This window comes from Streptomyces sp. AC558_RSS880 (genome assembly GCF_019049255.1).
GTDB lineage: Bacteria > Actinomycetota > Actinomycetes > Streptomycetales > Streptomycetaceae > Streptomyces.
On the sequence record NZ_JAGMUJ010000129.1, the window covers coordinates 1 to 10627 of the forward strand.

At 72.5% G+C, this 10627-nt stretch carries 2 protein-coding genes; both read right to left on the reverse strand.

The window, feature by feature from the left end; translation table 11 throughout:
- Window positions 1–9208 (reverse strand): non-ribosomal peptide synthetase (locus KUM38_RS29725; RefSeq protein ID WP_217133796.1); only part of this gene is annotated, 9208 nt, incomplete at its 3' end.
- Window positions 9209–9240: 32 nt separating this feature from the next.
- Window positions 9241–10627: condensation domain-containing protein (locus KUM38_RS29730; protein ID WP_254397979.1), on the reverse strand; the 1387-nt coding region annotated here is incomplete at its 5' end.

The following is a 10627-nucleotide window of genomic DNA, read 5'->3' on the forward strand; positions in this document are numbered from 1 at the left end:
TCCGCGCCGCCCGTGCCTCGAAGAGACCGGCCAGCGTGACGGGCTCGACGGGACGCGCGGTGTCGTTCCACTCCACCAGGACCCGCTCGCGCTCCCGCACGGTCAGCACATCGACGCCGCCGATGCTCCGTGACGGGTCGGCCGTCACCGCGGCGACGAACTGCTCCAGACGAGCCACCAGCGTCGCGACCGTGTCCGTGTCGAAGAGCTCCACCGCGAACTCGATGCTTCCCTCGATGCCCTCCGGGGAGCCGTCGGGACCGAGCCGCTCACCGAGCTGGAAGGACAGGTCGAACTTGGCGGTGTCCGTGTCCAGCGCGTACGGCAGCATCCGGGCGCCCGGCACCTCGGTCCGCCCGCTCGCGTTGTTCTGGAAGACCAGCATGACCTGGAAGAGCGGATGCCTGGCCATCGAGCGGACCGGGTTCAGCTCCTCCACCAGGCGTTCGAAGGGCACGTCCTGGTGGGCGTAGGCCGCCAGGTCCGTCTCCTTCACCCGCTCCACCAGCTCGCGGAAGCTCGGATTGCCCGACAGATCCGTGCGCAGCACCAGCGTGTTCACGAAGAAACCGACCAGGTCGTCGAGCGCCTCGTCCGTGCGGCCCGCGATGACGCTGCCGACCGGCACGTCCTCTCCCGCACCCAGCTTCCCCAGCAGCGCCGCGACCGCGGCCTGCATCACCATGAAGACGCTGGCTCCCGACTCGCGGGCCAGCTCCACCACCCTGCGGTGGACCTCCGGCGAGAAGCGCAACGGCAGGGTGGCGCCGCGGTAGTCGACCACCGGGGGACGCGGCCGGTCCAGGGGCAGCGGCAACTCCTCGGGGAGACCGTCCAGCGCCGTGCGCCAGTAGTCGAGCTGCTTGGCCAGCGTGCTCGACGGGTCGCTCTCGTCGCCCAGCACCTGGCGCTGCCACAGCGTGTAGTCGACGTACTGCACCGGCAGCGGCTCCCACTCGGGCGCACGCCCCGCACGCCGCGCCGCGTACGCCTCGGCGAGGTCCCGCGACAGCGGGGTCAGCGACCAGCCGTCACCCGCGATGTGGTGCAGCACGACGAGCAGTACGTGCTCCTCGTCCGAGACCCGGAACAGCCGGGCGATCAAAGGAAGTTCGTGCGACACGTCGAAGGGGTGCGCCGCCGCTGCGGATACCGCGCCGCGCAGTTTGCCGGCCGTCACGTCGACCACCGGCAGCTCCACCACGGCCCGCTCGGGACTCAGCACCTCCTGGCGCGGCCGCGCGTCGGTGTCGGGGAACACCGTCCGCAGGCTCTCGTGGCGCGCCACCACGTCACCGAGGGCTGCCCGCAGCGCGTCCGCGTCGACCTCGCCGACGAGCCGTGTCGCCAGCGGGATGTTGTACGTGGCGTTCGGGCCCTCGAAGCGGTTCAGGAACCACAGCCTGCGCTGCGCCGGGGAGAGCGGGATCTCCGTCGGCCGCGCCATCACGCCCAGCGCCCCGCGCGACCTCTCGGCCGCGTCGAGCGCCTGCGCCAGGCCCGCCACCGTCGGCCGCTCGAAGACCTGGCGCACCGCCAGCTCCACGTCGAGCACCGAGCGGATCCGGCTGACCAGCCGGGTGGCGAGCAGGGAGTGCCCGCCCAGGTCGAAGAAGCTGTCGTCGACGCCGACCGCCTCCAGGCCCAGGATGTCCGCGAAGACCGCGGCGAGCCGCTCCTCGCGCTCGGTGCGCGGCGCCCGCGACGTCGCCCGCTCGGTGAAGTCCGGAGCGGGCAGCGCCCTGCGGTCCAGCTTGCCGTTGGGCGACAGCGGGAACGCGTCCAGCACCAGGAACGCCGAGGGCAGCATGTACTCCGGCAGCAGTTCGGCCGCCGCCCGCAGCTGCTCCTCCGACGGCCGCGTCGCGCCGTCCGCGGGCACCACGTACGCCACGATCCGCTTCTCGCCGGGACGGTCCTCGCGGACGATCGCCGAGACGCGGCCCACGGCCGGATGGGCGGCCACCGCGTTCTCGATCTCGCCGAGCTCGATGCGGAAGCCGCGGATCTTCACCTGGTGGTCGACGCGGTCGACGAACTCCAGGCGCCCGTCGGGGGTCCACCTCACCTGGTCGCCCGTGCGGTACATGCGCTCACCGGGGGCGCCGTACGGATGGGCGACGTACCTCTCGGCGGTCAGGGCCGGGCGGCCCAGATAGCCCTGCGTCACCCCGTCACCCGCGATGTACAGCTCGCCGGGCACCCCGACGGGCAGCAGCCGCAGCCGGGGATCCAGCACGAACAGACGGGTGTTGGCGATCGGCGCGCCGATCGACACCGGCTCCTCGGTCAGCCGGGACACGGTGGAGACGATCGTCGTCTCCGTCGGCCCGTACACATTGGTGGCGACCGAGCCGATCCCGGCCATCGCCTTCGACAGCGCCGGCGGCACGGCCTCGCCGCCCGCGATCAGGTGGACGCCGCGGATCGCGTCGGGCACCTCGGCGACCATGTTCTGCCACAGCGACGGGGTCGCGGACATCACCGTCACACCGGAGCGCCGCACCCGCTCGCCCAGCAACGCCGCGTCGCGCTGCTCGTCCGTGGTGGCGATCACCGTGGACGCGCCGCAGAACAGCGGCAGGTACAGCTCGAGGGCCGCGAAGTCGAACGCGATCGTGGACAGCGCCAGATAGCGGTCCGCCGGTTCCAGCGGGATCCACCTGCGCATGCCCGTCAGGCAGTTGATCAGGTTCGCCCCGGTGACCACGACGCCCTTGGGGCGACCCGTGGAGCCCGAGGTGAACAGGGCGTACGCGGGAGCGGACGGCAGCAGCGGCCAGGGCCGCTCGTCGGCGGTCAGGTCCGCACCGTCCAGCGCGGCCAGCTCGCCGGCCGTCGCCGGGTCGTCCAGGACGATCAGCTCGCCGTCGGCGACGGGCAGCTTCCCGGCCGTGGAACTCGCCGCGATGACCCGTACCGGCTGCGTGGTGTCGAAGATGTAGCCGATGCGCTCCGCCGGGTGGGTCGGGTCGACCGGCACGTAGGCGGCGCCCGTCTTGGCCACCGCGAGCAGCGCGACCAGCAGGTCCACGGTGCGCGGCAGCACCACCGCCGTGTAGCCGCCGGGCCGCGCGCCCTGGGCGAGCAGCAGCCGGGCCAGCCGGTTGGCGCGCTCGTTCAGCTCCCCGTAGGTCAGGCGCTCCTCGCCCGACACCACGGCGTCCGCGTCCGGTGCGGCCGCCGCCCGTTCCTCGAACAGTTCGGTGAGGACCTTGTCCGGCACCTCGCGGGCCGTGTCGTTCCACGGGCCGAGCTGCAGCTCACGCTCATCGGCCGGGAGCAGGTCCAGCCCGCGTAGCGGCAGCGACGTGTCGGTCATCGCCCGCGCGACCCGAAGCAGCAGCTCCACGACCCGTGCGGCCGCGTCCCCGGGGAACACGTCGCCGCGGTAGTCGGCGCGCACCATCAGCCGGTCGCCGATCGGCATCACGGTGAGGCCCATCGGGTAGTGCGTCGCGTCGCGGGGCTCCTTGCCCCGCACCTGGAGGCCGCCCAGCGACTCGGCGATCGCGTCGTCGTCCACGGGGTAGTTCTCGTACACCAGGATCGAGTCGAACAGCTCGGCGAGCCCGGTGGTCTCCCGGATGTCCGTGAGGCCCACGTACTGGTACGCCATCAGCTCGGACTGCTGGTCCTGCAAGGCGCGCAGCAGCTCGCCCACGGTCCGGTCCGCGTCGACCCCGACCCGTACCGGCAGGGTGTTGATGAACAGGCCGACCATCGACTCGACGCCCGGGAGCTCCGGCGGGCGGCCCGAGACCGTCGTGCCGAACACGACGTCGTCCCGGCCGGTCAGCTGCCCCAGCGTGATGGCCCAGGCCAGCGCCAGGTACGTGTGGACCGTGACACCGTGGTCCTTGGCCCGCTCCCGCAGCAGTGCCGCGAACTCCGGCTCCAGCTCCCGGGAGACCCGTTCGGGCACGGCGGGCTTGCGCGAGGGGTCGACCGGGGCGAGGAGAGCCGGCTCCTCAAAGCCCTCCAGGGCCCGTTCCCACACCTTGACGGCGGCGGTACGGTCCTGCTTCTCCAGCCAGGACAGGTAGTCCCGGTAGGGCGCGACGCGGGTCAGTCCGGAGTCGTCGCCGTTCCTGCGGTACAGCGTGAACAACTCGCCGAACAGCACCGGCAGGGACCAGCCGTCCAGCAGGATGTGGTGGTTGGTGAAGGTGAACAGGTGCTCGCCCGGAGCCAGCTTGACCAGGGTGAAGCGCACCAGCGGAGGAGCCGACAGGTCGAACCTGCGGCTGCGGTCCTCGTCCAGGTGGCGGGCCAGTTCCGCGTCGCGGCGCGCCTGCGGCAGCCCGCTCAGGTCCAGCTCGGTCCACGGCAGCGGCACCTCGGACGGGATCACCTGCACGGCCTCGCCGCTGTCCAGGGTGTGGAAGCCGGCCCGCAGGTTGGAGTGGCGCCGCAGCAGCGTCCGCGCGGCCCGCCGCAGCGCGGCCCCGTCCAGGTCGCCGCTGATCTCGAAGGAGAACTGCACCGTGTACACATCGTGCCCGCGCTGGTCGTACAGCGCGTGGAAGAGCAGACCCTGCTGGAGCGGGGCGAGCGGCAGCACGTCCGCGAGGAGCGGCCGGCGAGCCTCCAGCTCCTCGATCTGCGGCTGGGTCAGTCGCACCAGTGGCAGGTCGGACGGCGTGTGACCGCCCGCGCCCGGTGTCCCGGCGTGCGCGGCGATGGCGCCGAGCGCACGGAACCACGTCTCGGCCAGGTCGCGCACCTCCGCCTCGGTGAGCAGGTCCCGGGCCCACGACCAGTTGGCCACCAGGGTGGGCCCGTCCGGGGTCTCCTGCGCGATCGAGTTGAGCTCCAGGACGTGCGTCAACGGCATCTGCGGGTCGGCCGCGCCTCCCAGGCCGCCACCCTCGCCCGCCTCGTCGGAGGACGCACCGCCCAGCCTGCCCAGGTAGTTGAAGCCGATCTGCGGCACCGGGAGGGCCGCCAGGACCGCCTCGGTCTCCGGGTTGAGGTGGCGCAGCAGGCCGTAGCCGGCGCCGTTGTCGGGCAGTGCCCGCAACTGTTCCTTGACGGTCTTGAGGGCGCTGCCGACCGCCGCGCCGCCCGCCCACACCTCGTCCCAGCCGTCCTCGGCCACACCCGGCGCCAGGTGCACCGGGAACAGGCTGGTGAACCAGCCGACCGTGCGGGAGACGTCGGCGCCCGGCACCAGCTCCTCGCGGCCGTGGCCCTCCAGGTCGATCAGGGCGCCCGACGCGTCCTGGCCGCGACGCCGCAGCCAGTCGGTGACCGCCAGCGCGAAGCCCGTCAGCAGCACGTCGTTGACACCCGCGTGGAACACCGCGGGGACCCGGGACAGCAGCACGCCCGTCAGGTCGGCCGGCAGCGCGAGCGACAGTCCGCCCGAGGTCGCCACCACGTCGCGCGCCGGGTCCAGCCGGCGGGAGCCCAGGAGCGGGTTCTCCACCTGGAGCATCGACGTCCACACGTCCAGCTCGGCCAGGCGCTCCGGGGACCCGGCGGCCTCCCGCAGGCCCTCGGCCCAGGCGCGGAACGACGTTCCCACCGGCTCCAGGTCCGCCTCGCGGCCGGCGGCGACGGCCTCGTAGGCGGCGACCAGGTCGGGCATCAGGATGCGCCAGGAAACACCGTCCACCACCAGGTGGTGGCCCATGACCAGCACCTGGCCCGGGGTGTGGCGACCCGCGTCGTGCCACACCGCCTGGACCATCACCCCGTCGCCCGGGGCCAGCCGCTCCTGCGCGGCCTGCGCGGCCTCGCTCAGCGGCACGGCCGTCGCGTCGACCCGGCGCACCAGGTCCTCGGCGCGCACGGTGCCGCGCGGCGGCACCGTCAGCTTCCAGGTGCCGTCGCCCGGCCTCTCCAGCCGCATCCGCAGCGCGTCGTGGTGGTCCAGGACCGCCTGCAGCGCCTTGGTGAGCAGGCCCAGGTCGTAGTCGCCCGGAACCTGCATCATCATCGCCTGGTTGAAGCCGTCGACGGGGCCGCCGGTCTCCCGCAGGTGGTGCACGATCGGGGTGAGCGGCACCGCGCCGACCCCGTCGTCCTCGTCCGCCTGTGCGGCGGGCGCGTCCTCGACGGACGTCGCGGCCGCGGCCAGCGCCTCGACCGTGCGCAGCCGGAAGACGTCGCGCGGGGTCAGCGTCAGACCCGCCCTGCGCGCCCGGCTGACCAGCTGGATGGAGATGATCGAGTCGCCGCCCAGGTCGAAGAAGCTGTCGTCGACGCCGACCGATGTCAGCCCCAGCACCTCGGCGAACAGCCCGCACAGCAGCTCCTCGCGCTCGTCGCGCGGGCCACGGCCGGCGGTCCGGCGGCTGAAGTCGGGGGCGGGCAGGGCCTTTCGGTCCAGCTTTCCGTTGGCGGTCATCGGCAGGGCGTCGACGAGGACGAACGCCGACGGCACCATGTACTCCGGCACCAGTCCCGCCACGTGCGCGCGCAGCGCCTCGGTGTCGGTGGCCGTCCCCGCCGGGACGACATAGGCGACCAGGCGCTTGACGCCGGGCTGGTCCTCCCGTACCACCACCGCGCCGTGCGCGACCGACTCGTGGCCGGTCAGCACCGACTGGATCTCGCCCAGCTCGATGCGGAAGCCGCGGATCTTCACCTGGTCGTCCGCGCGTCCCAGATACTCCAGCAGACCGTCCGCGGTGCGGCGCACCACGTCGCCCGTGCGGTACATCCGGTCGCCGGAACCACCGAACGGGTCCGCCACGAATCGCTCGGACGTCAGACCCGCGCGCCCCAGGTAGCCACGGGTCACGTTCGGCCCCGCGATGTAGAGCTCGCCCGCCATGCCCGCGGGGAGCAGCCTCAGCCGGTTGTCCAGGACGTACGCCCTGGTGTTCCCCAGCGGACTGCCGATCAGCGGCTTCTCGCTCTGCGCGAAGGGGAGGCAGAGCGTGACCACGGTGCACTCGGTCGGACCGTAGTAGTTGTAGGCGGAGACATCGGGCAGATCCCGCATCCGCTGCCAGAGGGCGTCGTCGGTCGCCTCGGCACCGATCTCCAGCAGGCGGGGGCGGTGCTCCGCGGGATCCATCAGCCCGGCGGCCAGCAGCTGCCGCAGATAGGTCGGAGTGGAGAAGACGAAGTCGAGGCGCTGCCCCCGCACGTAGCCGATCATCTGCTCCGGGTCCCGGCGCACCTCGTCGTCGATGACGTGCAGCTCATGGCCGTCCAGCATCCAGATAAGCCCGTTCACCGACGCGTCGAAGGTGAAAGCGGCCGTCACCCCGGCCCGTACCGGTCGTCCGCCCAGGGCCTGCGAACCGGGCCGGAAGAGCTGTGCGCGCTGGCTGTGGAAGAGGCTCACGGCGTTGCGGTGCTCGACCGCGACGCCCTTGGGCCTGCCCGTCGACCCCGAGGTGTAGATGACGTACGCGAGGTGCTCGGCGCCCACCGGGGCGATCCGGTCGGCCTGGATCAGGTCCTTGTCCGGCAGACCGGCCAGCGTCCGCTCCACCTCCGGGTCGTCGAGGACGACCCGCGGAGTGCCGGTCACCGCGTCAGGCAGCGCGGCCGCGGTACCGCCGAGGGTGATCAGGACCGCCGGAGCGGCGTCGTCGAAGAGATACGCCACACGGTCGGCCGGGTACTCCGGGTCCAGCGGCAGGTATGCGGCGCCGGACTTCAGCACCGCGTACAGGGCGACGACCAGGTCCGCCGAGCGGGGCAGTGAGAGAGCGACGAGCCGGTCGGGGCCGGCGCCCTGCCCGACGAGCAGCCGGGCCAGGCGGTTGGCGCGGCCGTTGAGCTCCGCGAACGTCAGCCGCTGCGCACCGCACACCAGAGCGGTCGCGTCCGGGGTGAGAGCCGCCTGCGACTCCAGCAGACCGTGCAGCGTCTGCTCGGCCGGCAGCTCCAGCACAGGCCCCGTGCTCTGCGCCAGCAGCAGCGCGTTCTGCTCGGGCGAGGCGAACTGCCGCAGCCCGACGGGGCGTTCGGCGTCCTCGCCGGTCGTCGTCAGCAGGCGCACGAGACTGTCGGCGAGCGACTGGACCAGGTCGGGACTCAGCGCATCCGGCTGGTAGGCCAGATCGAGCTCCATGGTCTCGCCGGCGAGGACGGCGATGGTGAGCGGGTAGTGGGTGTCGTCGCGGTTCTCGCTCGCCACGATGCCGAGCGCACCGGACGATCTCTGGAGGCTCTGCGAATCGACCGGGAAGTTCTCGAAGACGAGGATCGAGTCGAAGAGTTCACCGTGTCCGCTCAGCCGCTGGACCTCGTTGAGCCCCAGGTGCTGGTGCGGCATCAGCTCGGACTGTTCGTCCTGGATCCGGGCCAGCATGCCGTTCAGCGTCTCGGCGGGATCGATCCTGACCCGCACCGGCAGAGTGTTGATGAACAGACCGATCATCGACTCGACACCGGGGACGTCCGCCGGCCGGCCCGAGACCGTCGCTCCGAACACCACGTCGTCGCGCCCGGTCAGCCGGCCCAGCACCATGGCCCAGGCTGCCTGGACCACGGTGTTGACCGTCACCCCCGCCCGCCGGGCGGCCCGGCCGAGCGCCGAGGTCTGCTCCGCCGACAGCTCCACCTTGAGCTGCCCCCGGCTGAGCGACGCGCTCCGGTCGGCGGCGGCGAGCAGCGAAGGCTCGTCGAGGCCCGCCAGCGACTGCCGCCAGGCCGCCTCGGCGGCCGGGCGGTCCTGTCGGCCCAGCCAGGCCAGGTACTCGCGGTAAGGGGTCACCCGGGGCAGCCCCGTGTCGTCACCGCGTGTCCCGTACAGCTCGAACAGCTCGCCCAGCACGCGGGCGAAGGACCAGCCGTCGAGGAGGATGTGATGGTGCGTCACGAGGAACCGGTAGCGGTCCCGCCCCACCGTGACGAGGGTGAAACGCATGAGCGGGGGAAGAGCCAGATCGAACCGACGGGCCCGGTCGTCGGCGATCAGCCGGGCCAGCTCCCGCTCACGTTCGGTGTCGGACAGACCGCTCAGGTCCGCCTCCGCCCAGGGCAGTTCCACCTGGCGGGCGATCACCTGGACCGGCTCGCCGTTCTTACGGGACCGGAACCCGGCCCGCAGATTGGCGTGCCGGCGGAGCACGCCGGCGGCGGCACCGCGCAGCGCCTCGGTGTCCAGCGCGCCCTCGATAGCGAAGTCGAGCTGGATGGTGTAGACGTCGGCGCCGTCCTCGTCGTACATCGAGTGGAACAGCAACCCCTGCTGCATCGGCGAGAGCGGGAGGACGTCCTCGAGCCCGGATTTCTTCATCGCGTTTTCCTTCGGCATCTAGTGATCTCCGCTCAGAGCCGGAGGTCGTCTTCGAACTCGTCGATTTCGTCCTGCGACAGGCCTCCGAGGGAGAAGTCGGAGGCGGTGTGGCCGCCGGCGCCCGGTCCCTCGGCGTGAGTGACGATCGCCTCCAGGGCGCGGAACCAGGTCTCCGCCAGGTCGCGGACGTCCTCCTCGGCGATCAGTTCCCGCGGCCAGGACCAGTCGGCCGACAGCGTGGGACCGTCGGGTCCGTCGATCGCCGCGGCGCTGAGGACGAACGCGTACCTGAGGCGCATCCCACTGTCACTGCCACCGCTCACCCCGCTGTCGGCCTCCGGAGCGGGAGACCAGGCGGCCGTCGCCGCGTGGCCGCTCCTCTGCTCCGACAGCTCGAAGCGCCCGAGGTAGTTGAAGCTGATCTGCGGAGCGGGGAAGGCGGCGAGGGTGGCCGCGGTATCGGGGTTGAGACGGCGCAGCAGTCCGTAGCCGGCGCCGTTGTCGGGCAGGGCCCTCAGCTGCTCCTTGATGCTCTTGACGGCGTTGCCGACGGCGGGGCCGCCGGCCCAGACCTCCTCCCAGTCGGTTCCGGCGATGCCGGGGGAGAGGTGGACGGGGTAGAGGCTGGTGAACCAGCCGACGGTGCGCGAGACGTCGGCGCCGGGGACGAGTTCCTCGCGGCCGTGGCCCTCCAGGTCGATGAGGGTGCCGGTGGTGTCCTGCCCGCGGCGGCGCCGCCAGTCGGCGACTGCCAGCGCGAAGCCGGTGAGGAGGATGTCGTTGACCCCCGCGTGGAAGGTGGCGGGGACGGTGCTGAGCAAGGGCTCCGTGATGTGGGCCGGGAGTTCGACGGAGAGCGCGCGGCTGGTGGCGGCGGTGTCCCGGTGGGGGTCGAGGGGGCGGTTGCCGAGCTGCGGGTCCTCGGTCCCGAGCATGGCGGTCCAGACGTCCAGCTCCGCGGTGCGGGCCTCGGTGGAGGCGGCCTCGACCAGGCCCCGCGCCCAGGCGCGGTACGAGGTGCCGGCCCGTCCGAAGTCCGGCTCCCGGCCTGCCTCGGCCGCGTCGTGCGCGGTGGCGAGATCCGGGAGGAGGATGCGCCATGAGACACCGTCGACGACGAGGTGGTGTGCCATCAGGAGCAGTCGGCCTTCGGTGTCCGGGCCCCCGTCGAACCAGACGGCTTGGAGCACGACGCCGTCGTCGGGGGCCAGTGCGTCCTGCGCGGGCTTGGTCTCCTTGGCCATGAGGCCGCGCAGCTCGTCCCCGTGGACACCGGTGGTGTCGACGTGGCGCAGGATCCGCGCGGCGTCGACGGCTCCTCTGGGCTGGACGGTGAGGTTCCAGGGCCGGCCGTCGATCCGGGTGGTCCGCAGCCGCAGGACGTCGTGGTGATCGAGGAGAGCCTGGAGCGTCGTGGTG